This window comes from Streptomyces sp. NPDC026377, assembly GCF_055567715.1.
On record NZ_JBVHPV010000002.1, the window covers coordinates 624,897 to 650,242 of the forward strand.

Genomic DNA, 25,346 nt, shown 5'->3' on the forward strand with positions numbered 1-25,346 from the left:
TCTTTCTACAGCTGGAACACCTGATGGCACCGGAGGAACATCTGCCTCGCCTGTTCCACCCAGTCGCCCGCCAGGGAATCGAATTCCGGCTGGGCCATCCGGCAGTTGAGCGGCAGGGTGCAGACCCCGGCGATACAGGGCCTGGGCCCCCGTACGTCCCACACCGACAGCATCGGGACCAGTTGTTCGGTGTTCCACGCGTTGGCCGCCGCGGCGGCGGTCGCCAGCTGGTCCCCGCGCAGGAACCGGCCGTCCGTCATGAACGCCACCAGCAGCTTGGTGGTGGTCATGAACCGGACGGTGACGGCCCGTCCCGCGTCGGCGAGGTCGAAGCGCAGCGAGACGGAGACGGTGTCCTCCTCGCAGTGGAAGTGGCGCCCGGCCGCCCAGGCGTGGACCAGCGGGCGCCACCGGACACCCAGCTCGGCCCCGGCGCCCGCCGGTGTCCCCTCAGAGTGCCGCACGGCCCACCGCCTCGATCACCATGGCGTCGCTGAGCCCCGCGTCCAGGAGGGTCCGCGCGTGCAGCAGCAGACAGGACGGCAGGGAGGCCCGGTCACCGGCGGCCCGTCGGCCGTCCAGCTCGCCGGTGCGGACCCGGATGCGGCGGGCCACGGTGGGCGGCGGCCAGGTGAGCGCCCGCGCGCTGCCCGCGTCCGGGCCGAGCAGCCCGCTCAGCAGCGCGTCAAGACCCGGCCGGTCCTCGGGCCGCTTGGCCAGGCACTCCTGGACCAGGGGAAGCAACTCGGCGGGTACGTCGTCGAGTTCGGGCTCGGCGTGCACCACCCGGTAGGCCACCCCGGCGCCGTGGCGGAACGGAGCGTTCCCGGTGACGGCGTAGACGAGGACCCCGCCGAGCGAGAAGACGTCGCTGGGCGGCCCGACCCGGGCGCCGGTCATCTGCTCGGGCGACATGTAGGGCGGGGTGCCCATCAGCGTCCCGGCGCGGGTCAGCCCGGTCGCCCCGGCCACCATGGAGATGCCGAAGTCGATGACGCGCGGCCCGTCGGCGGCGAGCAGGACGTTCGAGGGCTTGAGGTCGCGGTGGACGACCCCGGCGCCGTGGATGGCCTGGAGCGCCTCCACCAGACCGGCCCCGAGCCGCCGGGCCTGGCCGCCGGTGAGCGGTCCGTCCGAGCCGACCGCCTCGGACAGGGCGGGGCCCGGGACGTACGCCGTGGCCAGCCAGGGCAGTTCGGCCTCCGGGTCGGCGTCGACGACCGCCGCCGTGAAGGCCCCGCCGACCAGCCGCGCGGCGGCCACCTCGCGCGCGAAGCGGCGCCGGAACTCCTCGTCGGCGGCGAGTTCGGGACGGACGACCTTGACGGCGACGGCCCGGCCCGCGGGCGAGCGCCCCAGATACACCCAGCCCATCCCGCCGGACCCCAGCCGCCCCACGATGCGGTACGGCCCCACCCGCAGCGGATCACTCACCGGTGTGCGCATCCTCCGCGCCCCCTCGTTCGGCCCCACGCGCTCCGGGACCGAGTGTCCCGCCAACGCCCGCTCCCGGCAGCCACCCCGGCGAAAAACCACCCGGGGAAACTTCCGGGACGGGACCGGGAGAGCGGACCGGCAGGGCGGGACCGGGAGGACGGGACCGGCGCGGCCGTCCGGAAAAGCGGCCGGCCCCCGGAGCCGTGAGGGGGCTCCGGGGGCCGGGCGCGAACGTGGCGGACCGTCGTGACCCCACTGGTCAGGGCGGTGTTCGGGGCAGCCCGCCACGAGTCTCGGGCGGGCGGGTCAGCCCAGGCGGGCGACGAGCGCGCGGTACTCGTCCCACAGCTCCTTGGGCGTGTGGTCGCCGAAGGTGTTGAGGTGGTCGGGGATCAGCGCCGCCTCCTCGCGCCAGACTTCGGTGTCCACCTCGAGGAGGAACTCCAGGTCCGACTCGGCCAGGTCCAGACCGTCGGTGTCCAGGGACTCCTTCGTCGGCAGGACGCCGATCGGGGTCTCGACGCCCTCGGCCCTGCCTTCGAGGCGCTCCACGATCCACTTCAGGACGCGGCTGTTCTCGCCGAAGCCGGGCCACACGAACTTGCCCGCGTCGTTCTTGCGGAACCAGTTCACGTAGTAGATCTTGGGCAGCTTGGCGGCGTCCCCCTTCGCCGCGGCGTTCGCGCCGACCTTGACCCAGTGGGCCATGTAGTCGCCCATGTTGTAGCCGCAGAACGGGAGCATCGCGAACGGGTCGCGGCGCAGCTCGCCGACCTTGCCCTCGGCGGCGGCGGTCTTCTCGGAGGCGACGTTGGCGCCGAGGAAGACGCCGTGGTTCCAGTCGAAGGACTCGGTCACCAGCGGCACGGCGGAGGCGCGGCGGCCGCCGAAGAGGATCGCGGAGATCGGGACGCCCTTGGGGTCCTCCCACTCGGGGGCGATCGTCGGGCACTGGCCGGCCGGGACGGTGAAGCGGGCGTTGGGGTGGGCGGCCGGGGTCTCGGACTCCGGCGTCCAGGCGTTGCCCTTCCAGTCCGTCAGACGCGCGGGCGGCTCCTCGGTCATGCCCTCCCACCACACGTCGCCGTCCTCGGTGAGCGCGACGTTGGTGAAGACGGAGTTGCCCCACAGGGTCTTCATCGCGTTGGCGTTGGTGTGCTCACCGGTGCCGGGCGCGACGCCGAAGAACCCGGCCTCGGGGTTGATCGCGTACAGCCGGCCGTCCTCGCCGAACCGCATCCACGCGATGTCGTCGCCGATGGTCTCGACGGTCCAGCCGGAGATCGTGGGCTCCAGCATGGCCAGGTTGGTCTTGCCGCAGGCGCTGGGGAAGGCGGCGGCGACGTACTTCGGCTCGCCCTGCGGCGGGGTCAGCTTGAGGATCAGCATGTGCTCGGCGAGCCAGCCCTCGTCGCGCGCCATCACGGAGGCGATGCGCAGCGCGTAGCACTTCTTGCCGAGCAGCGCGTTGCCGCCGTAGCCGGAGCCGTAGGACCAGATCTCGCGGGTCTCGGGGAAGTGCGAGATGTACTTGGTGGAGTTGCAGGGCCAGGGCACGTCGGCCTCGCCCTCGGCCAGCGGCGCGCCGAGCGTGTGGACGGCCTTGACGAAGAAGCCGTCGGTGCCGAGCTCGTCGAGAACCGGCTGCCCCATACGGGTCATGGTGCGCATGGAGACGGCGACGTACGCGGAGTCGGTGATCTCGACGCCGATGGCGGAGAGGTCCGAGCCGAGCGGGCCCATGCAGAAGGGCACGACGTACATGGTGCGGCCGCGCATCGAGCCCCGGAAGATCCCCTTCTCACCCGCGAAGATCTCCTTCATCTCCGCCGGAGCCTTCCAGTGGTTGGTCGGCCCCGCGTCCTCCTCCTTCTCGGAGCAGATGAAGGTGCGGTCCTCGACCCGGGCGACATCGGTCGGGTCGGACGCCGCGTAGTAGGAGTTCGGGCGCTTGATCGGGTCGAGCTTCTTGAACGTCCCCCGGGCGACGAGCTCCTCGCACAGGCGCTCGTACTCGGCCTCGGAACCGTCGCACCAGACCACCCGGTCCGGCTGGGTGATGGCCGCGATCTCGTCTACCCAGGAGATCAGTTCCTGGTGGTTGGTCGGGACGGGAAGGGGAGCCGCGATGTCGCGCGCCACGATCGCTCCTTGTAGAGGGTTCGGTGATTCCCTGGTGAGGGTCTCTTCGTTCGTTGCCCCGTGGGGGCTGCGACCCGGACGCTTCGGTGTTACCTGGCGCTCATCCGGTGCCGACCGCACTCATCTGATCATCCGTGCCTCTCGCCCATATGTCCAGAGGCACTCTCACGTGAGCATCGCCACTCGACACCGGATCTACCCCTCCGGGTAGGTGTTCGGGACATACGGTTACGGGCCGCCCCTATCCGTAACTTACGGAGGCGTAGGTAGCATGCGGGACATGACTGATCAGGTGACGGACCTCGCGCCGACCGGGCCGCTGAAGCCCAAACTCCGCGGCTGGCTGCACGCGGGGATGTTCCCGGCGGCCGTGGTCTCCGGCCTCGCACTGACCGCGCTGGCCCACTCCACCCGCGGGCGCGTCGCCTGCGGGATCTACGCCCTGACCGCCTGCCTGCTCTTCGGTGTCAGCGCCCTCTACCACCGGGGGGAGTGGGGACCGCGCGGCGAGGCGATCCTCCGCCGGCTCGACCACGCCAACATCTTCCTGATCATCGCGGGCACCTACACCCCGCTCACCCTGCTGCTGCTCCCGGACTCCAGCGGACGCGTGCTGCTCTGGGCGGTGTGGGCGGCGGCGCTGGCCGGCATCGCGTTCCGCGTCTTCTGGGTCGGCGCCCCGCGCTGGCTCTACACGCCCTGCTACATAGCGATGGGCTGGGCGGCGGTCTTCTTCCTCCCCGACTTCCTGCACACCGGCGGTGTCGCGGTGCTCGTCCTGATCGTGGTCGGCGGGCTGCTCTACAGCGCGGGCGGTGTGATCTACGGCCTCAAGCGCCCGAACCCCTCGCCGCGCTACTTCGGCTTCCACGAGGTCTTCCACTCCCTGACGCTGGCCGCCTTCATCGTCCACTACATCGGCATCTCGCTGGTCGCCTACCAGCACGCTTGACCGTAACCATCTTTTGAGAGTTACTGTCACTTGACGGTAACTCTCACGGAGGTATGCCATGACACAGGTGTCCGGTCCCGATCCACGGCGCTGGTGGGCGCTGGGGGCGATGGTCGCGAGCATGCTGGTGCTCGGCTTCGACATGACGATCCTCAACGTCGCGCTGCCGACCATGGCCGAGCAGCTCGGCGCCACCACCGGCCAGCAGCAGTGGACGGCCGACGCCTACGTCGTGGTCTTCGCCGCCCTGATGCTCCCGGCGGGCCTGCTCGGCGACCGCTTCGGCCGCCGCCGGATGCTGATCACCGGCCTCGGGATCTTCCTCGCGGGCTCCCTCATCGGTGCGCTGACCAGCAGTGTCGGCGCGGTCATCGCGGCCCGCGCGGTCATGGGGGTGGGCGCGGCCTTCGTCATGCCGCTCGCCCTGGCCGTGCTGCCCTCGCTCTTCCCCGCCGAGGAGCGCACCAAGGCCGTCTCCATCGTCACCGCCTCCTCCGCGCTCGGCCTGCCGCTCGGTCCGATCATCGGCGGCTTCCTGCTCAACCACTTCTGGTGGGGCTCGGTCTTCCTCATCAACGTGCCGATGGTCGCGATCGGCATCGCCGCCTGCGCCTTCCTGCTCCCCGAGACCAGGGACCCGGCCGCGCCGCGCGTCGACGCCCTCTCCACCGCGCTCACCGCCGCGGGCCTGGGCTCCCTCATCTACGGGATCATCGAGGCGCCCGGCCGCGGCTGGGGCGACGCCCTGGTCCTGGGCACGCTCGCCGCGGGCGCGGTGCTGCTCGCCGCCCTGGCCGTACGGGAGCGGCGGGTGCCGCGTCCGATGCTCGACATGGCGCTCCTCGGCCACCGGCCGTTCCTGCTCAACACGCTCGCGGCGACGCTGGTGATGTTCATCCTCGCCGGGCTGATGTTCGTGCTGCCGCAGTACCTCCAGGCCGTGCTCGGCAACGACGCCTTCGGCACCGGGCTGCGGATGCTGCCGCTGATGGGCGGCCTGATGGTCGCGGCCAAGGCCGGGGAGCCGCTGGTGCGGCGGTTCGGGGCGCGCGGCACGATCGGCGCGGGCCTCGTGGTGCTCGCCCTCTCGGCCTTCCTCGGCAGCCGCACCACGGTGGAGAGCGGCTACGGCTTCACCGCGCTGTGGCTGACGCTCACCGGTCTCGGCTTCGGCTTCGCCATGGTCCCCGCGATGACGGCGGCGCTCGCCACCCTGCCGCCGGACCGCGCGGGCAGCGGGTCCGGGCTGCTGATGACCGTACGCCAGGTGGGCAGCGCGATCGGGATCGCGCTCCTGGGCTCGCTGCTCGCGGGGGTGTTCACCGACCGGCTCGACACGGCCGGGCTCCCGGGCCCGCTGGCGGACCGGGCGGGCGACTCGGTGGTGGCCGCGCGGCTGGTCGCGGAGCGGCTGGGCGACGCCCGGCTCGCCGCCTCGGCCGACTCCGCGTACGTCCACGGCATGTCCACGGTGCTGCTGGTGTGCGGGGCGGCGGCCCTGGTCACCGCGGTGCTCGCGGTGGCGCTGCTGCCGGGCCGCGAGAAGCCGCGCCCGGCCGCGCCGGGGTCGGCGCAGGCGGCGGGGGCGCCGGTGGGGGCCGGGGCCGCGGGGGACGCGGGGGATGCCTGAGAATGCCGGCATGGCCGCAACGCACCGCACCCGCTCCCTCGACTCCGTCGCCGAGGAGCTGCAGCCCCGGCTCGGGCTGCGCGAACGCAAGAAGCTCAAGACGCGCGTCGCGATCCGGCGCGCCACCTACCGGCTGATCGCCGAGCAGGGGTACGAGGCGACGACCGTCGAGCAGATCGCGGAGGCCGCCGAGGTCTCGCCTTCCACGGTGTTCCGCTACTTCCCCACCAAGGAGGACATCGTCCTCACGGACGAGTACGACCCGGTCATGGTCGCCGATCTGCGGGGCCGCCCGGCGGACGAGCCGCCGCTGGACTCCCTGCGCCACGTCGTCGTCAGGGCGACCCGGCTGGCCCTGGAGTCCGACCGCGAGGAGATGGTCCAGCGCACGTCCCTGCTGGTCCAGGTCCCCGCGCTGCGGGCCCGGCTGATGCAGTCGCTGGCGCTCACCAGCCGGCTGCTGTGCGGAGTGCTGGCCGAACGGACCGGCCGCACGGAGAACGACCTGGAGGTGCGGGCCTTCTCGATGGCGGTACTGGGCGCCATCTTCGAGGCGACCGTGTACTGGGCCGAACGCGACCACCAGGACGACCTGGTGGACCTGGTGGAGCGCTCCCTCAACACCCTCGGCAACGGGCTTCGGGGCTGAGCGCCCGCGCGCGCCGAATGTGGGGGGCTGGGGACGCGCGGGGGCCCGGGATGCGCCCGGGCCCCCGCGCGTCCTCAGGACAGCGCCCTGGTCAAGGCGTCCGCGGTGGTCACCGGCGCCTCGCAGGTGAAGTGGCGGCACACGTACGCCGCCGGGCCCCCGTCGACCAGGGGCCGGTCCACCAGCAGCGGGAACTCCGCGCCGCCCGGCGCGCCCACCGCCACCACCGCGCCCGGCGCGCGGCCCAGCAGCGCCGCCCTGTGCAGCTCGCTCCCGGGCTCGCCCACCACGGCCACCTCGCGGGGCCCGTCGAGCAGCGCCTCGGCGGTCGCCAGGCCCCAGCCGATGAACCTCGGGGCGCGCGGCCCCAGCGCCTTCACCACGCCGAGCGCGGCCTCGGCCGCGGCCCGGTGCGGGGTGGAGCCGGTGTGCGCGGCGTACGAGAGCAGCGCGCCCGCCGCCGCCGTCCAGCCCGACGGGGTCGCGCTGTCCGTGGGGTCCTGCGGGCGCCGGATCAGCCGCTCGGCGTCGTGCGCGGTGTCGTAGAGCACCCCGCCCCCGCCGGTGAACCGGTCCAGGACGATGTCGAGCAGGAACCCGGCGAACTCCAGCCAGGCCCCCTCCCCCGTCACCCCCGCGAGCGCCAGGAAGCCCTCGGCCACGTCCGCGTAGTCCTCCAGGACCCCGTCGTTGGAGCCGGCCCGGCCGTCCTTGGAGGTACGCGACAGCCGCGCCCGGTCGTCCATGTGGACGCGCACCAGCAGGTCCGCCGCCTCGGTCGCCCGCTCGATCAGGTCGGGCCGGTCGAAGTACGCGCCGGTCTCCGCCAGCGCGGCGATCGCCAGACCGTTCCAGGCGGCCACGACCTTGTCGTCCCGGCCCGGACGCGGCCGCAGCTCGCGCGCCGCGAAGAGCCGCTCCCGTACCTCCGCCGCCACCGGTCCGCCGCCGGAGGGGAGTTGGAGGACGGAGGCGCCCTCCTCGAAGGTGCCCTCCTCGGTGACCCCGTAGTGCCGGGCCGCCGCCTCGCCGTCCTTCTCCCCCAGCACCTCGGCGAGCTGCGCGGGCGTCCACACGTAGAACGCGCCCTCGACGTGCCGGCCGCTGCCGTCGTCGCTGTCGGCGTCCAGGGCCGAGGCGTAGCCGCCCTCGGCGGTGCGCAGCTCGCGCACCATGAAGTCGGCCGTCTCCAGGGCCACCCGGCGCGCCAGCTCCGAGCCGGTGGCCCGCCACAGGTGGGCGTAGACCCGGCACAGCAGCGCGTTGTCGTAGAGCATCTTCTCGAAGTGGGGCACCACCCACTCGCGGTCGACCGAGTAACGGGCGAAGCCGCCGCCCAGCTGGTCGTAGATGCCGCCGCGCGCCATCCGCTCACAGGTGTCGGCGGCCATCTCCAGCGCGCCCTCGGCGCCGGTGCGGGCGTGGTGGCGCAGCAGGAACTCCAGCGTCATCGACGGCGGGAACTTGGGCGCGCCGCCGAAGCCGCCGTGCCGCTCGTCGTAGTCCCGGGTCAGCCCGAGCAGCGCGCCCGCCAGCTCCTCCTCGCCCGGCACCCCGGCGCCCCCGCCGTACACCAGCTCGCGCTCGGACAGGTCCCGTACGACCTTCGCGGCGACCTCGTCCACCTCCTCGCGCCGGTCCGTCCACGCGGCCCGCACCCCCTCCAGGACCTGTCGGAAGGAGGGCATGCCGTGGCGCGGCTCGGGCGGGAAGTAGGTGCCGAAGTAGAACGGCTCGGCCTCGGCGGTGAGGAAGACGGTCATCGGCCAGCCGCCCCGGCCGGTCGCCGCCTGCACCGCCTCCATGTAGACGGCGTCGACGTCCGGGCGCTCCTCGCGGTCGACCTTGACGTTGACGAAGTGCTCGTTGAGGTACGCGGCGGTGGGCTCGTCCTCGAACGACTCGTGCGCCATCACATGGCACCAGTAAATTATCAGAAGCATAAGTGACAGGACGAATAACCCACACTCAACAGAATGGGCACGTCCCGCCTCTTAGCTTCCCTCATCGCCTCCTCTCCCCATGGCCACCAATCCACTGGATTCGAGGCGTGCTGGAGTAGGTAGGGCGACTGGGAGTTGGCCAGTCTGTTCATGCAGCCACTCTCCCACGCGCCAGCCCCACGCCCAACCCAAACACGGATACCAGAGTGCCCAAAAAGTTGATGTGCGATGTAGTGTAGAAGTTGATGCGCGAGGTGACGCGCCCAATCTACCCCTCCCGGACGCCCGGGACGCAAGACCAAGAAGGTGCACGTTGAACACAGCCAGAGGGGGAACCTTCGGCGCCGCTGCGGCGCCCGAGGACACAGGCCCAGATGATCTTGAGCTGAGGGGCACGCCTGCCGGACTGGCGCCCCCTGAAGAGTTGAGCAGGCTCCACCCCGACACCCCCTTCCTCATCGCCTACTCGCGCATCTCAGACGACTGGCGCAAGCACAACAAGAAGAAGGCAGCCACCTCCTCGTGGGCGGCAGGGAAGGGCGTTGCGAACCAGCACCGCCGAAACGACAAGAACGCCGCCCGCCATGGGGCGATCATCGTCCACCGCTACACCGACAACGATCTCTCCGCCTCGAAGCGTGATGTGGTCCGCCCCGACTTCTTGGCGACGCTCCGGGACCTTCGTCGCGGGTACACGCCGGAGGGGTACCGGGTCGATGGCGTGATCTGCGTTGACCAGGACCGCGTGCAGCGCACGAACCGGGACTGGGAAGACTTCGTGGACGCCCTCACGCTCGACCCGGCACGTCGCTTCTACACGCCGTCAGGGCCCATGGATCTCACTGAGGAGAGTGAGATCATCAAGACGGGCGTCATGGCGGTGGTCAACAAGGCCGAGTCGCTGAAGAAGAAGCGCCGCATCCGCGACTGGCACCAGGACCGCATCCTTGACGGCCTCCCCCACAGTGGGCCGAGGCCGTTCGGCTGGGAAGACGACAAGATCCACCTGCGGCCGGCCGAGGCTGACTACCTCGCGTGGGCGATTCGTGAGCGGATCAAGGGCAAGGCCGTGAAGACCCTCTGCGCCGAGGCCAAGAGGCGGAACCTCACGGGAACCCGCGGTGGCGAGATCGGGCCCCAGTCACTAACCCAGATGATGACGGCGCCCCGGGTCTGCGGGTACCGCGCCAACCGGGGCGACCTGGTCTTGGACGACAACGGCGCGCCGATCGTGGGCATCTGGGAGACGATCGTGAGCCCGGAGGAGTGGCGCGCGGTATGTGCCACCTTCAAGGACGGAAGCACGTACCTCGCACGAGGGTCGGGCACTCCCCGCATCACGGGCATCCCGAAGACGGTCAAGTACCTGGCCTCGACCCTCCTTCGGTGCCAGAAGGTGTTGGAGGAAGAGGTGAACGGCAGGGCGAAGGAACGTACCTGCAACGCACCGATGGGCGGCCAGCCAGCAAAATCGAAGCGGAGTCCGTACGTCTACACCTGCCACACATGCTCGAAGAACGCGATTGCTGGCCCGATGGTGGATAACCAGATCGAGCGACTTCTGATGGCCAAGCTGACACAGGCACGGGCGACGTACAAGGCGCCCGAGGTGGTATGGCCGCTGGAAGCCCAGCTCAAACAGAAGGCTGACAAGCTGGTCAACCTGGAACGCCAGTGGGAGTCTGACGAGATCAGCGACGAGATGTTCTATCGCCTGGCTCCGAAGCTGGAGACCGAGGTTAAGAAGTTGCGACGTGAGCGGGCACGCTTCGAGACGGAGGCCCGACAAGGGTCGGAGTCTCCGAGCGACATCATGAGGAAATGGAAGAGCGGCGAATACGATCTCGAACAGAAGCGTAAGGTCCTGTTCGAGGTATTCGCCGCGATCCGCGTAGTCCCGGGGGTGAAGGGCAACAAGGCGCCCGACCCGAAACGGCTCACCCCTGTCTGGAAGTCTTAACGGGCCTGGGGAGTGAACTCAACATCGAGTATCTTCCCCAGAGCTTCCCACTTGTCGTCTCCCCAGTCCGGGGAGGCGGCAAGTTGGCTTTTCACCCACCTATCGATCGCACTGTCAACGGTCTCCGCCACCAGGGCCTCTTTCAGCGTGCTCACTCCTCGCCCTCCATGTCGTCGCTGACGACGCCAATGCCCGGGTGCATCTCCTTGGCCCAGTAGTCGGTGGCCATCTCCTGGGCCAGGATGTGGGGGACGCCAGCCGCAACCGCCTCCGTGTAGACGACACCGGCGATTCGGGCCAGGGTGACCACGGCGGTCCCGCGCTTCTCGATCAGGGCCTGGTTCATCTCCGTCTCGATGCCGGAGATCAGCTCGTCAAACCCATCAGCGTTGGTCAATTCATTCCTTAATGCTTGCTTGCTTCGAGGTCGAGGACACTGCCCCAGCTCCGCTCGCCGATCTCGGCGTCAACGGGGATGAGGAGGCCCTTGACCGTCATTTCCATGATCCGGGCCGTCTTCTCGGCCAACTCCGCCGCCCGTTCCTTGGGGAAGCTGAAGACCAGCTCGTCATGGATCGGGAGGCGAACGAGATCGGTGTAGCCGTGGCGGTCGAGTTCGATCAGGGCGCGAGCCGTGATGTCACGGCTGGTGGACTGGATGAAGTAGTTCAAGGCGGCGTAGATGCGGTCACGGTCGACGGGGATGCGCCGGCCGGTGCCGGTGTAGATGTAGCCGGTGCGACGGGCCTCGCGCTGGAGGCGGTCAGCGAAGCGTTTAACGCCGGGATAGGTCTCCCAGAACGCCTTGACGGCCTTCTTGGCTTCGACCTCCGATACGCCGTACTGCTCAACGATGGCCCTCCAGCCCCCGCCGAAGCACACCGTGAAATTGGTGCCTTTGCCCGCCTTACGAGCAACACCTGCGGCATCAGCAGTTATCTGATGGAGGTCAAGGCCGCGCTGGAACGCATCGATCATCGTCGGGTCGCCGCTGAAAGCGGCGAGCACGCGCAGTTCCATGTTCCCGTAGTCGGAAGACACGGTCACGTGACCGGGTTCCGCGAGGAAGCAGTGCCGAACGTACGAGTCGCCAGCCGGGAGTGTCTGGGCTGCTATCGCACCTGAGATGGTCATGCGAGCCGTGCGGGCCTGACAGGAGTTGATGCTTGCCCGGACCCGGCCTTCGGCGTCCTGGCTCGCAAGCGCCCGGTCGAACCAGGTGGCCTTCCACTTCTTCGCCTTCTTGGCCTGGATGATGGCCTCGGTCAGCGGTATACCGATCGAAGACAGCACCTCGTCATCGACGCATATGTTTCCCTTCTTGGTCTTCTTCGTGAGCGCGATGCCCCGCTGCTGGAGCGCGGCGATGATCTGCGCGTTGGCGTTGACGTTGTCAACGCCCTCGTGGCGGGCGACCTCCTCCCACTTGCGCTGCTGCTCGCGCAGTTCCTCAGACTTCGCCTGCGCGTACTGCCGGTCGAGGAGGTACCCGGTCCGCTCGATCTTCGCGGTGATGTGCGCGAGCCGGTGTTCCCAGGAGACGAGGCCCCGCTTCCAACTGCGCACCGGGACCTTGGACTTGAGGATCTTGTACAGGCGGAACGCGAGGATCGGGTCCATACCGGCGTAGAGCAAAAATCCGTGGTGGTCGATAGGGACGATCGGCCACACCTCGTCCTTTTTGACCTTCAGCTCCTTGGCGATGACGGCCATGGAGCCCTTCACCTCGGCGGCGATGTCCTCGCATATGTAGTGCCGAGTCAGCTCTTCGAGCTTGAGGCCGGGCCCGTTCTCCTTGACTGCCCTCGGGTCGACGAGGTGGGCGAACAGCTTGGTGTCCCAGCTCTTGGGGGCCAGTTCCTCCATGGGGATGCCGAGGCACTGCTGCGCCACGTGCAGGTCATAGGTGCCGTTGTGGGCGATGAGCCGGTGCGCCGTCCTGAGCGCCCACCTCGCCGCGTCCTTGAACGCTCGGCCCTTCTCGACCGGGACAACGAACGCCTCCTGGTCGTTGCCGAACTGCCAAAGACGGGCCCGGAAAGTACCGAGGCTGGCGTTCCACCAGTCCAGGCCCGTGGTCTCGCTGTCGTGGGCCAGGAGTCGCTGGTGAGCCAGCACGAACGATTGGAAGTCGAGAAGGTCGTCTTCGGTCTCGACCACGTGGATGCGGACCGGCTGGCCCTTGATCGGGTAGTCAATAACCCGGATGTGAGTCCTCCTTGCCCAAGGGGCCGGCCGATCGACCGGCCCCCTCGCACATCAACTTTATGGGTAGAGTTAATTCATTACTTCGCCCGGAAGGACCCGTCCTTCTGCCGCCAGAGCGGCGGGCACTGCTCGGACTTGTCGAGGCCCCGGCCGCCACAGAAGTAAGCGGCCCAGCTTCCGCCGTCCTTGAAATTCCTCTGACCGTGGTCACAGGTGTAGTCGCTGCTGTTCGTGTTGGAGGCGACGACCTTGCCGTTCTCGAACCGCTTGGGTGCGGCGCCGGCCCCGCCCTTGTACTGCTCGCGGGTGTACTGGGCGAACTTGGCGTTGTACTCGATCAGTCCCTTCTCCTTCATGGCGGTCAGCAGCTCAACGCCGCGGGTCGCCGTCTCGACGGCGGTGTGGCCGTAGACGGCCGGGGTCAGCCACTCGGCGCCATAGTCCGGGCCTGCCTTGACCGTGAGGCCGATCTTGAAGGGTGCGGGCGTGGTGGGGGCGGGAGCGGTCATGGGCTTCTCCTTAGGGTTGTCGGTTTCCGTGGGGGTGGGTTCGTCCCAGGGGGACTTGTCGGCGAACGGGTCGTCATACGTCAAGGCGGGTTCCCTTCGCGGCTGGGGCATGGGTGAGCATGTCCAGCAGCCTGGTGAGGTCGAGCGGATGGAGATTGAGTTCGGTGAGGTCGCCGTCAGCGTCCCGATAGCCGATGTAGGTGGGTGTGCCGGCCGCGTCGTCGTAGGTGACCTCCAGCCGAACGAACGCCCCGGCGGCGAGGTCGCGCCTGTACGTTTTCGTCGTCTCGATCACGCGGCGTTCCTCCGGGTGCGCAGGGTGCGGTTCATCTGCTGGGCGAGGGCGACTGCGGCTCGTGTGAGAGCTTGGCGGTCGGCCTGGTCGGGGACGGGGAGACCGTAGACGTGACGCCGCATGAGGAGCTGCTGGTACCGCTCAGGCAGCTTCTTCATGGATGCCGCAGCGTCGATACGCGCCGAGACGACGTTGTCGGTGACACGGGCCTGTAGAAGGTCGTCCTTCTTGCCGACCATGTGGCTCAGTTCGTCGTCGGTGTAGAGGAACGTCCTCAACGCGGCCTTGGCCTCGTCAGGGGTGTAGTAGTAGGCGTCGTCCAGGAGGTCGCGGTAGTTGCGCTCCTTGCTGGCGTACTGGGTGCCGGCCTTCTGGAAGATCTTCCAGAGGAAGTCTTCGTTGCCGTAGTGGGCTTCGATGGTTGGCCGGTGTTCGTAGGCGTGGAGAAGAATCTCCTGCTTCACGTCGTCCTGTTCGACGATGCTCCACTTGCTCGCGATGTTGTGGGCCACTCGCTCCGCCAGGGCCGAGAGGTAGGCCCAGTCAAGGACGACCGGTTCAGGCAACCTTCGCTCCCTTCGCGGGGCTGACGAAGCGGCCCTGGTGGTTGCGCTGGATGGCCCCGTAGCGGATGCCGTCCACCACGAACGAGCCATCGCGCTCTACGTACACGGGTACGGGCACCGCGGAGTACTTACCGACGAGCAGCCGCCCCCATCCCTTCTGCCAGTTGGCCACGCCTTGAGACAGGTACTCGGCCTTGGACTCGTCCATGAGGTGCCCGACCTCGAAGCCGAAGAGGGTGCGCCGGTGCCGTCCAACGCCCACGGTCTCGGGTGAGACCGCGTTCTTGTGGGTGTGCCCCATGACGACGGACCGGTCCAGCTTCTTCACCTTCGAAGCCGCCGTCCTGCCCGGGATCTGGTTCAGTCCCCGTAGCTCGTGGCCGTGCATGGCGACCCATCCGGGCGCGACTTCCGTGAAGGCTGGCAGGACTTCGATGTCCAGCTCGTCAAAGCCCAGGAGCACGTCGATGTCGAAGGCTCGGCTGGCGGCGAGGGCCGGCGCGTACTTGAGCAGGTAGTCACGGGGGCGTGAGTCGTGGTTTCCGATGACGAACTTGATCGGTCCGCCGTAGACCTCGCGCAGCTCAGCCAGGAGGGCCTTGCCACCTTCAGACTCCCGGAAGACGTCATTCTCGAATTCAGCTCGGGTGCCCTTGGACCAGCGGCTCGGGGCCGCGAAGTTCATGAAGTCGCCGATGATCAGTACCTCGGCGGGCTGCTGCCCTCCGATGTAGCCCCACAGGTTCCGCACCGCTCGTGCGTCGTGCAACGGGTACTGCACGTCCGAGACGACCGCGATTTCCTTCACGCTCACGCGGCCTCCCCTCGGCGCTGAATCTCGATGTCGATGTAGGTCTTGGCCTTCTCCAGGTCCTCGATGGCACTGCCCTTCAGGTCTGCTCGCCACAGGTACTTGATCGCGTTCCCGAGAGGGAAGTTGAGGTGCTTGGTGATCTCGATGCACTCGATTCCGCTGGGGTGGCTGGTGTAGTGAGGTGGGTGCTCGATGGCGAGCCGGTCTGTGGGGGTGGCGCTTGGGGTGGTCAAGGCGGCCTTCATCACTTCCTGTGCTTTGTAGGTGTCGATGCCGAGGGCCAGGCCCTTTGTCTCGTTCAGGAGGCGCCGCCCGGGGTTGGCCTCTGCGACGGGCATCAGTTCGTCGTCTGTGAAGCAGAGCGCGCCGCCGTTGCGGAGCTGCACGTCGTTCGGGTACGGCTGACCCTCGTGGACGGCTTGAACGACACCGCGCTTGTCCTCGTAGAGCCAGCTCGCCGCCTGTCCGGACACGGCGGCAATGATCACTTCGTCACCGACGTTGAATCGCGCCATCAGAGGCCCAGCCTTTCTCGGAACTCTGCGGGACCGAACTCGTGAATGAATCTGGCTGCGTCGTAACCGTCGCCCAGGTCAACGGCCTTGGCGTTGGGCAAGCGCTCGCAGACCTTGGCGGAGAAGCGGCGGCCGGCGTCGTCTCCGTCACCAAGAACGAAGACGATTTCGAAGCCCGCGAAGGCCGGGTCGAAGTGGTCCCGCCAGCTCGACACACCCGGGGTGCCCACGGCGGGTACGTCGGCGCCTTCGACCGCAGCGCCGTCCAACTCCCCTTCGTTCAACGCGATGTATGACTTGCTGGTGAGTAGGGCCGCCGTGTTGAAGAGGTGAGGCGGATGGCCGGGCAGCCCCATGTATTTGCCGTGGCCATCGTGCTTCTCCAGATGCGGTGGCAGATATGAGCCGTCCGGTGCCCTCACGCACGCATCAGCAATACAGCGGAAGCGGATTGTTGCCACCGCGTGGATACCCCCGGCGGGCCGCCAGTACGGGATCGCCAGGCGACCACGGTGAAGTTCATGCCCTACGGCTGGCTCCGAAACGTAGCCGAGGCGGAGCTTCGCTACGTTGCCGAGGCCGCGGTGCGCCATGTACCGCTCCGCCGGGCTGCCCTGGTAGTTGGTCGTGTAGCGCTTGGCCGCCGCGACCAAATCGGCTTTCTGCGAGTCGTGCAGCTTCGACAAACCCCGCCTTCTCCTGTCGCATGATGATGTCGATCGAGTCCAAGGAGAGGTCACAGGCGAAGCAATGGACCTTGTTCTTGGCGTAGTTGATGCTCGCGGAGGGGGTCCGCTCGGCATGGAAGGGACATAGACACCTACTCCAAGCGCCCGATGTTCGTGGGCGCTGCGGGGGCTGCCACTCCGGGAAATAATGGGCAAGGACCGTGGTGATGGGCGGCCTAGCGGCCTTCTGCTTGCTCACCCGCGCCTCGCGATTCAACTTTTTGGGTATGGACTGGGAATTCGTGCTTGCGATAGGCCGCCTCCATGAAGGCTCTGTTGCCGCGCCACTCGCGGTACGTGGCGATGGGCTTGCCATGGCTCTTCGATGTCACTTGTCCTTGCCTTGGTAGAAGCGCCGGCCTATGAGGCGGAGTGCGGGCGGGTCATCGAGGTACTGGGCCGCCGCCCGAAGCACGGCTGGCCGATCTCTGGCTGCGGTCAGGAGCCGGCCGTTACACATACGGCACAGCAGTCCTCGAACGAGTTGGGTTTTGTGACAGTGGTCGACAGAGAGGCGCTGCCTGCGGGTTCCACCGCAGATGGCGCAGCAGCCGCCCTGAAGGCGGAACAGGAGGTCGTACTCTCCGGGCCCCAGGCCGTACATGGAGCGAACACGGGCCTCATGACTGGCGGTGCTCCGCGCAGCCCTCTTGCACGTACCGCAGATTCTGCCGCGCGGTGTGAAGAACCTCTCGGCCCGGTTTTTTTCGCAACGTGCGCAGCGTCGGAAGCCCTTGCGGGGGCTCGTCACGCTGCCTTCCGGAGCGAGCGCTCAAGGCGCATGAGCCGTCCGACCTGGTCGCAATCTGTCACGTAGGCGCACAGCGTGTCGGCGGCCATGACCTTGACGAGTTGGCGCCCGCCTCGGCCGCGTCGGGTGACGACGACCTGCAACTGTCCTCGGCCGCGGAGTTCGTGGGCGAGCTGGCGCACGCTGCCGATGGTGACCGTGTCGCCGAGTTCGACCAGCAGGGCCACCGGCTCGGTGAGCTTGGCGCGCTCGTCTGCGTCAAGGGGGAAGCGCTCGGCGAGGTTGCTGGCCAGGTCCATCGAGATACTGAAGCCCTTGACGGGCCGGCCATGCTGGCGGCTGGTGGTGATCACTGCTTCCCTTTCACGTGGAACCTGATGCGCGAACATCGCACATCAACTTTATGGTGCTGCTTCAGAAGGCTGCACTGACCGCAGCGTCCTCCAGCCGCATATTGCTCGTGTTGAAGCTGAAGGAGGCATACGTCTCACCGCTGCTGTCTTCGAAGCCTTCACGGTTCTTGACGGGGCTGATGTGCAAGGTGCGGCCGTCCATGCCGTCGATCTCCTTGTGAATGGTCAGAATGAGGGCTGGCACTCTGCTGATTTTCCCTTTGAGGCCAGACTGCGGGATCGGCTTGAGGCCGTCCGCGTAGTCGCCGATGACGTGGTGCATCGCCATGACGTGCGCGTGCGTTTCGCGGGCGAGTTCGTTGAGGTAGTCGCAGAGACCTTCCAAAGAGAAGGTGAACTCGTCGGCGTTCGATGTGCCGCCCGCATCGATATTGGTGATGTTATCGACGACGACGAGGTGCGGGTAGATGTTAAAGACCTCACAGTACGCCTCAAGGTGGAGTTCTATCTCGGCTGGCGTGGGCCTTGCGGAGTAGTTGAATCGCTGCCACCAGCGCCCCGCAAGCACCTTGTTGTACTCCTCGAAGTCATCAGCATGCAATTTGGCCTTGATGCCCTTGGCGTCATCGCCTGTCAGGATGGCCGTAGCCCTGGAGAGCTGCGTTGCAGCCGTCGAGTCCGCCGAGAAGTACAGCGTCGGCACGTTGCTTCGAACAGCCAGATTGAGGGCAGCTACGGACTTTCCCGTTCCGCCAGCGGCAGCGACAACCGACAACTCCCCCCTGCGGAAGTCTGCTCCGAGTTCGGTCAGCCCCTTGAAAGGAGACCTGATTGGCTCACCGGCTGCACCCTTCATGCGCACGGACTGACTCAGTGAATACACCCGAACCCCTCTTTCCTTCTGTCTCCAACATTAGGCGAGTTCGCCTCGCGCATCAACTTATTTCTTAAATGAACAGGCGTGCGCTACGTCACAGAAGCGGCAGGAGAAGCCGGGGTTGGCGGGAAAATCCCCCCGCTTCACGCCAGCGTCCATGGCTGCGTATCGCTCACCAACGGCCGCCTCCGTGACCTTGTCCAGCGCAACGGGCCTCGACAAACGGCCGGTCTTCGCCAGGTACCAGTCCGCCTTGTTGACGTCCACGCCGTAGACCTTGCGTACAGCGACGCCGTAGGTCTCAAGCTGGAACTTGCTCTTCATGGAGCCGGTCTTCCAGTCCCTCGGGCGCACCGTGCCGTCTGCGTCCTGCACAAGCTGGTCGATGAAGCCCCGGACTCGTACGCCGCCCAGTTCCACCAAGAAGTACAGCTCCACGCCAGGTGTGCCGTCAGGGGTGCGATAGGTCTCCGTGGGGTTCTCGGCAGCCCACTCCACGTAGCGTCGTGTCTGCTGCTGGCCCAACGCGTACCGCCGCTCGATGTCCTCTCCCCCGGTGCCAGTGGCCGACAGCCACAGATCGGTGTTCGGCTCTTTGTCCAGGTCTTTGTTCACCAATGCGCTGTACCGCTCGGAGAACAAGGTCACGGCCTCGTCCGCCGTCATGGTTCGTCCAGACAGCTCGACCTTTTCGGCGGCGGCATGGAATGCCGTCCCGTGGTGACTCCAGGCGGCAGGCCGCGGAACGATCCGCTCGACCCGCTGAAGATAGAAGCGGTGAGCGCACTTCTCGTACTGCTCGGTCTGGGAGACGGAGCGAGGCTGAGTCTCAATACTCACAGGGTGACCTCCGGGTGGATGACATACAGGGTGGACTCGGTGCTGCCGGGGAAGTGGAAGTTCGGGCGGGCCATGTGGAGGCTCTCGATCACCGAGTAGCGCCAACCTGGCAACCCTTCTTCGCGAAAGGTTCGCTCAACGTCCTGCTCGCAGTCGGCGGTTGCCATGTCACTGACCACGAGGTGGAAGTAGGGCGTCCCTGGCGCGGGCGTCACAATCTTGCAGATCATGACGCCCACGCTGACGAGGAGATTGATCGGTGCCTTGTTGATGGGCGCCCGGTCCACAGCGTCTACGAGTCTCTGGATGACACGTGGGTGGGCCGTGGCCAGAGCGCAGGACAGGGCCATACAGGAGGTCTCCTCACTGGAAATCTCAGGGGCCGGCTGCTCACGCCCTCCCCCGAGGCGGTCTCACATCAACCTGGTGCCGAAATGAGGTTCGAAGACGTGAAGTCATCGAACCGGGCAGCTCAGTGCCCCATTCCGACGCCGCCATCAACGGGGATGACAGCTCCAGTGATGTACGCCGCTTCCTCCGACGCCAGGAACCGCACAGCCGCAGCCACCTCTTCCGGCTGCGCGAGACGGCCAAGAGGAATTTGCCCGCAAAGTTCCGCTGTGCGCTCGGGTGACAGGGCCGCGGCCATGTCGGTGGCAGTCAGACCGGGAGCCACCACGTTGGACGTGATCCCCCTGGAGCCCAACTCTCGCGAGAGGGAGCGCGCGAGCCCTATGAGCCCCGCTTTCGAAGCCGCGTAGTTGGCCTGCCCGGCTTCGCCCAGCAGGGCAACGGTGGAGGAGATGAAGATCATGCGGCCCTTACGGGCCCGGAGCATTCCGCGAGCAGCATGCTTGGCGACCCGGTACGAAGCCGTGAGATTGGTGGCCAGCACGTCACCGAAGTCCGCCTCCGACATGCGCAGCAACAGGCCGTCGCGGGTGATGCCGGCGTTGGCGACAAGCACCTCGACGGGGCCGTGCTCGGCCTCGATCTGCTTGAAGGCGGCTGCCACTTGCTCGGGGTCAGTGATGTCGCACTTGATGGCGAGCAGTCCGGCCGGCGGTTCGCCGGACCGGTAGGTGACGGCCACCTTGTCCCCGGCAGCGGCCAGGGCCCGCGCGATTGCGAGGCCGATACCCCGGTTGCCCCCGGTGACGAAAACACTACGACTCACAGCTGAGAAACCTCTCAAGGCAGATGGAGACAGATAGACGCCGGACTGGTCGGTTCCAGCGCCACGCAGACGACGGCGGCCAGACCCTGGGGCCTGTCACGATCGTGAAGCGGTGGTTCATCTTTGCCTGGTTTCGAGGCTGGTCAGTCGCCATTTTCGACCGGTAGCTACTGACCGGTACTCGAACTACCGGATGGCGAACTGCCGATCATGGGCAGGTATAGCGCCATATGCCCTTTTCGCTCTGTGGGCACAAGTGTGCGATCAAGACCGACATGCCCGTAATCTGTGCGTCGCCCCCTCCGATACTTGACCGATCCTTTACTAAAGCTGGTGCTCTGCCCATGACCGATCTCGTGCGCTTCTCTCGACTGCTGCGGCACCTGCGTACCAGTTGCGACGGCAACGAAGTGCCTGGCCTCTTCAGAGGTTCATCCCGTACGACGAAGCGCGGGATCACCCAGGACCAGATCAGTCGCCTCACCGGCATCACCGAGGGCTGGTACCGGGCCTGTGAGACCGGTCGCCGGGCGCCTTCTCCTGAGTGGATCGAGACCCTGGTCCGCGCCCTCGTGCTCGACGAAGGGCAGCGCTACAGCCTGTACGTGTACGGCACCGGAGCCGAGCCGCCCAGTCGGTACCGCCCCGACCGAAGCAACCTGCATCCCACCGCAGAGGCGTTCGTGCATATGCAGCCATGGACGGCCTACGTCTCCGACTTCGCGTGGGACGTGATGGCGCTCAACAGCACCGCCGGACGCGAGTGGCCATGGATGCTGAACGGCATCAACGTCATGATCTGGGCTCTCACATACCCCGAGGCCCGGATGCAGCTCGTCAACTGGGAGGAGGAGTGGGCCAAACCGATGGCGAGCCAACTACGCCTGCGCCACGAAGCGAACCCTGATCACCCCAGGCTGAACGAGGTCATCGAGGAGATCAAGCAGCGCGACCGAGGGGCTGCGCGCCTCCTGGAGGACGACCTGACCACCGTTCACCACCCCGACAAACAACAACGCCTGGCCTACCTGCCCGGCCATGGAGACACCGTCTTTGAGGTGACTTTCCTCTGCTACACACCCATGGCAGACCCGTCGCTGCGCCTCATGGTCGTACCAGCAGAAGCCAAGTAGGCCGGCTCCGCGTGAAGACTCACGACTACACAAGAACAAGGAAGATTTCAGCAGTGACGCCCCACCTGCGGCCCCTGTCCGACTCAACATGGGCGTGGCTCCACGACCGCACCGGCTGGGGGTGGAGCAACTGCGGCGTCATCGTCTCTGAAGGCGCAGCCCTTCTGGTGGACACTCAATTCACCCTCGCTGCAACCCGGGAGCTGTTGGACGCCGTGATGGGCGCGCTCCCGGACGTGCAGATCAGCACCATCGTGAACTCGCACCAGAATGGCGATCACACCTGGGGCAACCAACTGCTTCCCGACGCCGAGATAGTTACCTCCGCTGCCTCTGCGGACCACCTGTGCCAAGAGATGAACCCCGTACAGCTCACGGCTTTGTGCCAGGCAGATCCCTCCTCCCCCGTCGCGGCCTACGCGGCTAAGCACTTCGGCGGCTTTGACTTCACGGGTGTTGAGGTTGTTCCGGCGACGCGAACCTTCACCGGACGTGAAGAGGTGAAGGTCGGCACGGTTCTGGTCGAGCTGCTTGACCTGGGCCCCGGCCACAGCGCAGGAGATGTGGCTGTCCATGTTCCCGACGAGGGTGTGCTGTTTGCCGGAGACGCGATCTTCTCCGGCATGCACATGGTGGTGTGGTCGGACTCGTTGAGCGAGTGCGTGCGCTCCTGTCAGACCATCCTTGACACGGGTGCAGAAACGATCGTCCCGGGGCATGGCCCGGTACTGGATCGGTCCGGCGTTGCCGGATTCCGGGACTACCTGCTGCGCGTCGGCGAGAGCGCTGGTTCCTACGCAGCGGCGGGCATACCGCTGGAGGAGGCGGCACAACGCGTGCACGCCGAACACGCCCAGGGTTGGGCGCATCCGGAGCGGCTCTTTACCGCAACCGCGGCGGCCTACCGTGATGCAGGGGTTCAAGGCATCCCGGCCGGCACCTACGCCCTCGTGGAGGGGATGGCAGGTCTGGCGGCGGCCTAGGGCCGTCACGCTCATGGGCCGGCTGGTACCCCAATCGCGGGTGCCAGCCAGCAGCCATACCCCTGCCTCAGGCGGTGCGCGGCGGTTCTTGGTGCTGGTCCGTGTCCGGCAGTTCCATGGCTCGCTGGAGATCCGCCTCAGGCAGTTCCACGCCTTCTGGCCACCGGAGGATTCTGCGGTTGTCCTGGGGCTTCCGCGGCGCGTAATCAAAGCCCGACTTGGACGTCGGGTCATAGTCGATGACGACGTTGTCGCGCACCAGCCGACCGATCAGCCAGTCAGCTTCCCGCCGCTGTGTTTCGCTGGCGGTGTCCCCGAGCCGCACTCGCATGTACACCTTGAGGTTCTTCAGGATGTACGCGTTGTGATGGCTCGGGCCGGTGCGGGATGTCTTGACATCCCAGATGGACTTCACCAGCTCGTTGACACGGACAGCGATGGGCTGCTTGCGCAGCTTCATCTTCACCATCCGCTTGTTCACCGCCTGGACTGACGCCCCGTACTGAGCGGCGATTTCGGCGTCCTTCACCCCGAGGTGGAAGAGCTTCGACAGTTCGGCGTCAGAGGGCAGCTTGGTCACGAAGAGCGACCTTTCGATCACAGACTTCGGCGCACCTTCGCCCGAAGGGGTCATCACAGGGACGCCTCACCATACCAACGGTACGCGTCGCACATCAACTTTTACACGCAGGGTTGCCCTCACCGGGCAGATTGTGAGGTGTCTCTCATTCGGCCTTCTCCTCGGTCATATCGGTCCGAGTAACACCTACATACATAGTGAGACCGAGTGAAACGAGGTCGAACAGAAAGTCTCCTTGGAGTTCCTGAATGAATTAACTACAAATAGAGCTTTCTTCCTGTTGATCTCCCAGATGAATCTTTCTTGGTAGAGATCCAGGAAGATCACGGCCCCGGCTGCCAGACAAGAACCCAGCCGGGGCCTTCATTCGGTTCGCTGCGGTTGATCCCCGCAGCGAGCGAAGGCGCGGTCGCTCCGCGCTGGAGTCGCAGTGTCCGGCGCGCACCCCGCCCCGCAAGGGCGGACGAGCGGGTTCGAATCCCGCCGACTCACCCCTCACGGAGGGAGGCCACGATGCCCCGAGCTAAGTCGATATGCATGTCGGTGGGCTGCACCTCCGTGACCACTCGTTCAGGGCGCTGCGAGAGCCACGCCCCTCCCAAGAGGGGCTGGAAGACCTCAGCGCGGAACCTCAAGCGCCCTGGCGACTTCCACAAACGCCGGTCCCTGGTCCTGGCCCGGGACCGCTTTACGTGCCAACGCTGTGGCTCACGAACCGAGTTGGAAGTCGACCACCTGATTCCAGTCGCCAGAGGCGGCACCTGGGACCTGTCGAACCTGTGGGTCCTGTGCAGGGACTGCCACAGACACAAGACCTACTACGAGGACCGGTAGGCCCCCGCTCAATCATTCATTCACTCCCCCCACGGAGGCTTCCAGTGCCCTTGTGCGATGGCCTTTGCGTTCATTGCCAGTGCCCCTTCCCGCCGAACAAGGCTGCCCGCCGGCCTTCGAAGGCCGCAGAGAAGCGCCAATGGGTACAGGACGCCCTCTTTGAGCTGTCGGAGCTGGGCGAGCTGTACGGGATCGATCCCCACAGTCTTCGGAGGGTGCCCTGATGCCCTCACGCCGCGGGCCGGCCCCCAACCCCAACGCCCGACGCCGCAACACCGACCACGCCCTGGGAGAGCACGGCCTGTCTCTCAGCTCTGGCGAGGGCCGAGCCCTGCCGAAGTCCCTCGGCGTCGAGACCGGCGGTGCCAAACGCTTCTGGAAGACCTGGGCAGCAGCTCCCCAAACTGAGCACTGGCTAGAGACCGACTGGGCCGAACTGGAGCTGACCACCCGGCTGGTGGACGCCTTCTACCAGGGCAACGTGCGCCTGGCCGGCGAGATCCGGCAACGAGTTGGGCGGTGGGGCGCCACCACCGAGGACCGAGCCCGACTTCGCATGAACTTCGATCGGCAGGCAGAGCAGGAAGCCGCACAAGCCACCCAGGAAGCCACCACGGACCTGGATGAGGAGCTGTTCAAGATGCTCTCCGAGTGAGAAAGGGGGGTGAGCGAATGCCGCTGACGGGAAACATGCCATCCGGCATTCCGCCTCGCTCCCGAAGCCTCGGTTACGAGATCATGCGTTGGGCCGAGCGGTACATCGTCCAGCCTGACGGTGAGCACGCTGGCCGCCCGTGGAGCTTCAGCCCCGAGCAGTTGCGCTTCCTGCTGTGGCTCTACGCAATCGATGACAACGGCCGATGGGTCTACCGCACGGCGGCCCTGCGCCGCGCCAAGGGGTGGGGGAAGACCCCGTTGCTGGCCGCCATCGCGATCATCGAGTTCATCGGCCCTGCTCGCTTCTCCCATTGGGCGAAGCAGGGCGAGCCCTGCTACACCTGCGGCGGCGGTGCCGGTAAGAAGCCGCACTCCGGCCAGGAGAAGCATCCCATCGCCAAGCGGGTCGCCCTGCCGCTCGTGCAGATCGCGGCGACATCTTTGGACCAGACCGCCAACACCCGGGACATGATCCGCGGAATGCTGGCGGAGTCCCCCGCCGAGAAGGAATTTAACCTCGACATCGGCAAGGGGCTCATCCAGTTCAAGGACGGACGACCGGGCCGTATTGAGCCCGTCACCTCATCCTCTCGTGGGCTTGAGGGGGCGAGGCCCACCTTTGCTCGGCCCCGGCAGGAACGTTTCTGCCGGGGCCGGGTTGATGCCACTTTGTTGTTTGCGACGAGGTCCATCACTTTGTTGAATCAAACCAGGGCGTATACGTCTGGGAAACTCTTGATCGCAATGTCCAGAAAACCGCAGGTGCCGGTTCCCGTCTGATCGAAACGACCAACGCGTTCAATCCTAACGAGG

The 25,346-nt window shown here is 66.9% G+C and carries 28 protein-coding genes and 2 pseudogenes; 9 read left to right on the forward strand and 21 right to left on the reverse strand.

Annotated elements, in window-relative coordinates:
• Positions 1-5: 5 nt before the first annotated feature.
• The 3 genes from ACZ4MU_RS07060 to ACZ4MU_RS07070 form a co-directional block, all read right to left on the reverse strand.
• Complete coding sequence (locus tag ACZ4MU_RS07060) at positions 6-464, reverse strand: hypothetical protein (protein ID WP_467871950.1); 459 nt, start codon at positions 462-464, stop codon at positions 6-8.
• Complete coding sequence (locus ACZ4MU_RS07065; protein WP_467871953.1) at positions 451-1,434, reverse strand: serine/threonine-protein kinase; 984 nt, start codon at positions 1,432-1,434, stop codon at positions 451-453. Before ACZ4MU_RS07065 ends, ACZ4MU_RS07060 begins: the two co-directional genes overlap by 14 nt.
• A gap of 309 nt (positions 1,435-1,743) precedes the next feature.
• Positions 1,744-3,579, reverse strand: coding sequence for a phosphoenolpyruvate carboxykinase (GTP) (locus tag ACZ4MU_RS07070; protein WP_467871956.1), 1,836 nt, complete (start codon positions 3,577-3,579; stop codon positions 1,744-1,746).
• A 271-nt stretch (positions 3,580-3,850) separates the two neighbouring features.
• On the opposite strand from ACZ4MU_RS07070, the gene trhA reads away from it, so the two are divergent.
• From trhA to ACZ4MU_RS07085, 3 genes are read left to right on the forward strand one after another with little or no spacing between them, the layout of a single operon-like run.
• Positions 3,851-4,531, forward strand: a complete 681-nt coding sequence (trhA, locus tag ACZ4MU_RS07075) for a PAQR family membrane homeostasis protein TrhA (RefSeq protein ID WP_467871958.1) — start codon at positions 3,851-3,853, stop codon at positions 4,529-4,531.
• Positions 4,532-4,589: 58 nt separating this feature from the next.
• Entirely contained in the window at positions 4,590-6,161 is a 1,572-nt protein-coding gene (locus ACZ4MU_RS07080; RefSeq protein WP_467871961.1) for an MFS transporter, read from the forward strand.
• Between the two features lie 10 nt (positions 6,162-6,171).
• Positions 6,172-6,810: a TetR/AcrR family transcriptional regulator gene (locus ACZ4MU_RS07085; protein ID WP_467871963.1), complete on the forward strand. Its 639-nt coding sequence runs from the start codon at positions 6,172-6,174 to the stop codon at positions 6,808-6,810.
• 74 nt (positions 6,811-6,884) lie between these two features.
• Here the strand turns inward: ACZ4MU_RS07085 and ACZ4MU_RS07090 are convergent.
• Positions 6,885-8,905, reverse strand: a pseudogene (locus ACZ4MU_RS07090) (thioredoxin domain-containing protein).
• A 161-nt stretch (positions 8,906-9,066) separates the two neighbouring features.
• Between ACZ4MU_RS07090 and ACZ4MU_RS07095 the strand changes: the two are divergent.
• Positions 9,067-10,713 carry a recombinase family protein gene (locus ACZ4MU_RS07095; protein ID WP_467871966.1) on the forward strand — a complete coding sequence of 549 codons (1,647 nt, stop codon included), beginning with the start codon at positions 9,067-9,069 and terminating at the stop codon, positions 10,711-10,713.
• Here the strand turns inward: ACZ4MU_RS07095 and ACZ4MU_RS07100 are convergent.
• The 16 genes and pseudogenes from ACZ4MU_RS07100 to fabG all read right to left on the reverse strand — a co-directional run bounded on the left by ACZ4MU_RS07100 (position 10,710) and on the right by fabG (position 20,346).
• A complete protein-coding gene (locus ACZ4MU_RS07100) occupies positions 10,710-10,868 on the reverse strand; it encodes a hypothetical protein (protein WP_467871969.1) in 159 nt (52 codons plus the stop codon). The genes ACZ4MU_RS07095 and ACZ4MU_RS07100 overlap by 4 nt on opposite strands.
• The gene (locus tag ACZ4MU_RS07105; RefSeq protein ID WP_467871972.1) at positions 10,865-11,110 is read right to left on the reverse strand and encodes a hypothetical protein; all 246 of its coding nucleotides are present in this window, start codon (positions 11,108-11,110) and stop codon (positions 10,865-10,867) included. The genes ACZ4MU_RS07100 and ACZ4MU_RS07105 overlap by 4 nt, the downstream gene beginning before the upstream one ends.
• A gap of 8 nt (positions 11,111-11,118) precedes the next feature.
• Complete coding sequence (locus tag ACZ4MU_RS07110; RefSeq protein WP_467871974.1) at positions 11,119-12,873, reverse strand: DNA polymerase; 1,755 nt, start codon at positions 12,871-12,873, stop codon at positions 11,119-11,121.
• A 125-nt stretch (positions 12,874-12,998) separates the two neighbouring features.
• Positions 12,999-13,514 carry a hypothetical protein gene (locus tag ACZ4MU_RS07115; protein ID WP_467871977.1) on the reverse strand — a complete coding sequence of 172 codons (516 nt, stop codon included), beginning with the start codon at positions 13,512-13,514 and terminating at the stop codon, positions 12,999-13,001.
• Positions 13,504-13,725: a hypothetical protein gene (locus ACZ4MU_RS07120; protein ID WP_467871979.1), complete on the reverse strand. Its 222-nt coding sequence runs from the start codon at positions 13,723-13,725 to the stop codon at positions 13,504-13,506. The genes ACZ4MU_RS07115 and ACZ4MU_RS07120 overlap by 11 nt, the downstream gene beginning before the upstream one ends.
• Positions 13,722-14,291, reverse strand: a complete 570-nt coding sequence (locus ACZ4MU_RS07125) for a hypothetical protein (protein WP_467871982.1) — start codon at positions 14,289-14,291, stop codon at positions 13,722-13,724. Before ACZ4MU_RS07125 ends, ACZ4MU_RS07120 begins: the two co-directional genes overlap by 4 nt.
• Positions 14,284-15,105 carry a metallophosphoesterase gene (locus tag ACZ4MU_RS07130; protein ID WP_467871984.1) on the reverse strand — a complete coding sequence of 274 codons (822 nt, stop codon included), beginning with the start codon at positions 15,103-15,105 and terminating at the stop codon, positions 14,284-14,286. Before ACZ4MU_RS07130 ends, ACZ4MU_RS07125 begins: the two co-directional genes overlap by 8 nt.
• On the reverse strand, positions 15,102-15,620 hold the full coding sequence (locus tag ACZ4MU_RS07135; protein ID WP_467871986.1) for a DUF3310 domain-containing protein: 519 nt from the start codon (positions 15,618-15,620) through the stop codon (positions 15,102-15,104). Before ACZ4MU_RS07135 ends, ACZ4MU_RS07130 begins: the two co-directional genes overlap by 4 nt.
• Complete coding sequence (locus tag ACZ4MU_RS07140) at positions 15,620-16,306, reverse strand: toprim domain-containing protein (RefSeq protein ID WP_467872281.1); 687 nt, start codon at positions 16,304-16,306, stop codon at positions 15,620-15,622. Before ACZ4MU_RS07140 ends, ACZ4MU_RS07135 begins: the two co-directional genes overlap by 1 nt.
• Positions 16,307-16,340: 34 nt before the next feature.
• Positions 16,341-16,664 (reverse strand): annotated as a pseudogene (locus ACZ4MU_RS07145) (CHC2 zinc finger domain-containing protein); the annotation flags it as partial.
• Between the two features lie 12 nt (positions 16,665-16,676).
• A complete protein-coding gene (locus tag ACZ4MU_RS07150) occupies positions 16,677-17,099 on the reverse strand; it encodes an endonuclease domain-containing protein (protein ID WP_467871989.1) in 423 nt (140 codons plus the stop codon).
• The gene (locus ACZ4MU_RS07155) at positions 17,096-17,398 is read right to left on the reverse strand and encodes a hypothetical protein (RefSeq protein WP_467871992.1); all 303 of its coding nucleotides are present in this window, start codon (positions 17,396-17,398) and stop codon (positions 17,096-17,098) included. Before ACZ4MU_RS07155 ends, ACZ4MU_RS07150 begins: the two co-directional genes overlap by 4 nt.
• Positions 17,399-17,513: 115 nt before the next feature.
• Positions 17,514-18,308 (reverse strand): AAA family ATPase, encoded by a 795-nt coding sequence (locus ACZ4MU_RS07160; RefSeq protein ID WP_467872270.1) that lies wholly within the window; start codon positions 18,306-18,308, stop codon positions 17,514-17,516.
• Positions 18,309-18,392: 84 nt separating this feature from the next.
• Positions 18,393-19,169: a RecB family exonuclease gene (locus ACZ4MU_RS07165; protein ID WP_467871995.1), complete on the reverse strand. Its 777-nt coding sequence runs from the start codon at positions 19,167-19,169 to the stop codon at positions 18,393-18,395.
• On the reverse strand, positions 19,166-19,456 hold the full coding sequence (locus ACZ4MU_RS07170) for a hypothetical protein (RefSeq protein ID WP_467871998.1): 291 nt from the start codon (positions 19,454-19,456) through the stop codon (positions 19,166-19,168). Before ACZ4MU_RS07170 ends, ACZ4MU_RS07165 begins: the two co-directional genes overlap by 4 nt.
• A 185-nt stretch (positions 19,457-19,641) precedes the next feature.
• Positions 19,642-20,346 (reverse strand): 3-oxoacyl-ACP reductase FabG, encoded by a 705-nt coding sequence (gene fabG / locus ACZ4MU_RS07175; RefSeq protein WP_467872000.1) that lies wholly within the window; start codon positions 20,344-20,346, stop codon positions 19,642-19,644.
• Between the two features lie 344 nt (positions 20,347-20,690).
• Between fabG and ACZ4MU_RS07180 the strand changes: the two genes are divergently transcribed.
• Positions 20,691-21,479: an MmyB family transcriptional regulator gene (locus ACZ4MU_RS07180; RefSeq protein WP_467872002.1), complete on the forward strand. Its 789-nt coding sequence runs from the start codon at positions 20,691-20,693 to the stop codon at positions 21,477-21,479.
• Between the two features lie 53 nt (positions 21,480-21,532).
• The gene (locus ACZ4MU_RS07185; protein WP_467872004.1) at positions 21,533-22,462 is read left to right on the forward strand and encodes an MBL fold metallo-hydrolase; all 930 of its coding nucleotides are present in this window, start codon (positions 21,533-21,535) and stop codon (positions 22,460-22,462) included.
• A 67-nt stretch (positions 22,463-22,529) separates the two neighbouring features.
• Here the strand turns inward: ACZ4MU_RS07185 and ACZ4MU_RS07190 are convergent, their stop codons facing one another.
• Positions 22,530-23,042 carry a hypothetical protein gene (locus tag ACZ4MU_RS07190; RefSeq protein WP_467872007.1) on the reverse strand — a complete coding sequence of 171 codons (513 nt, stop codon included), beginning with the start codon at positions 23,040-23,042 and terminating at the stop codon, positions 22,530-22,532.
• Positions 23,043-23,579: 537 nt separating this feature from the next.
• Between ACZ4MU_RS07190 and ACZ4MU_RS07195 the strand changes: the two genes are divergently transcribed.
• The 3 genes from ACZ4MU_RS07195 to ACZ4MU_RS07205 all read left to right on the forward strand — a co-directional run bounded on the left by ACZ4MU_RS07195 (position 23,580) and on the right by ACZ4MU_RS07205 (position 25,313).
• The gene (locus tag ACZ4MU_RS07195) at positions 23,580-23,876 is read left to right on the forward strand and encodes an HNH endonuclease (protein ID WP_467872009.1); all 297 of its coding nucleotides are present in this window, start codon (positions 23,580-23,582) and stop codon (positions 23,874-23,876) included.
• 223 nt (positions 23,877-24,099) lie between these two features.
• Entirely contained in the window at positions 24,100-24,531 is a 432-nt protein-coding gene (locus ACZ4MU_RS07200; RefSeq protein WP_467872012.1) for a phage terminase small subunit, read from the forward strand.
• A 17-nt stretch (positions 24,532-24,548) separates the two neighbouring features.
• Positions 24,549-25,313, forward strand: a complete 765-nt coding sequence (locus tag ACZ4MU_RS07205; protein ID WP_467872014.1) for a hypothetical protein — start codon at positions 24,549-24,551, stop codon at positions 25,311-25,313.
• The last annotated feature ends 33 nt before the right edge of the window (positions 25,314-25,346 follow it).

Bases quoted from the DNA above. Each gene is read 5' to 3' on its own strand.
- trhA (WP_467871958.1), top strand. From the start codon at position 3,851: ATGCGGGACATGACTGATCAGGTGACGGACCTCGCGCCGACCGGGCCG.
- ACZ4MU_RS07080 (WP_467871961.1), top strand. From the start codon at position 4,590: ATGACACAGGTGTCCGGTCCCGATCCACGGCGCTGGTGGGCGCTGGGG.
- ACZ4MU_RS07085 (WP_467871963.1), top strand. From the start codon at position 6,172: ATGGCCGCAACGCACCGCACCCGCTCCCTCGACTCCGTCGCCGAGGAG.
- ACZ4MU_RS07135 (WP_467871986.1), bottom strand. From the start codon at position 15,620: ATGGCGCGATTCAACGTCGGTGACGAAGTGATCATTGCCGCCGTGTCC.
- ACZ4MU_RS07155 (WP_467871992.1), bottom strand. From the start codon at position 17,398: ATGGACCTGGCCAGCAACCTCGCCGAGCGCTTCCCCCTTGACGCAGAC.
- ACZ4MU_RS07160 (WP_467872270.1), bottom strand. From the start codon at position 18,308: ATGAAGGGTGCAGCCGGTGAGCCAATCAGGTCTCCTTTCAAGGGGCTG.
- ACZ4MU_RS07180 (WP_467872002.1), top strand. From the start codon at position 20,691: ATGACCGATCTCGTGCGCTTCTCTCGACTGCTGCGGCACCTGCGTACC.
- ACZ4MU_RS07195 (WP_467872009.1), top strand. From the start codon at position 23,580: ATGTCGGTGGGCTGCACCTCCGTGACCACTCGTTCAGGGCGCTGCGAG.
- ACZ4MU_RS07200 (WP_467872012.1), top strand. From the start codon at position 24,100: ATGCCCTCACGCCGCGGGCCGGCCCCCAACCCCAACGCCCGACGCCGC.
- ACZ4MU_RS07205 (WP_467872014.1), top strand. From the start codon at position 24,549: ATGCCGCTGACGGGAAACATGCCATCCGGCATTCCGCCTCGCTCCCGA.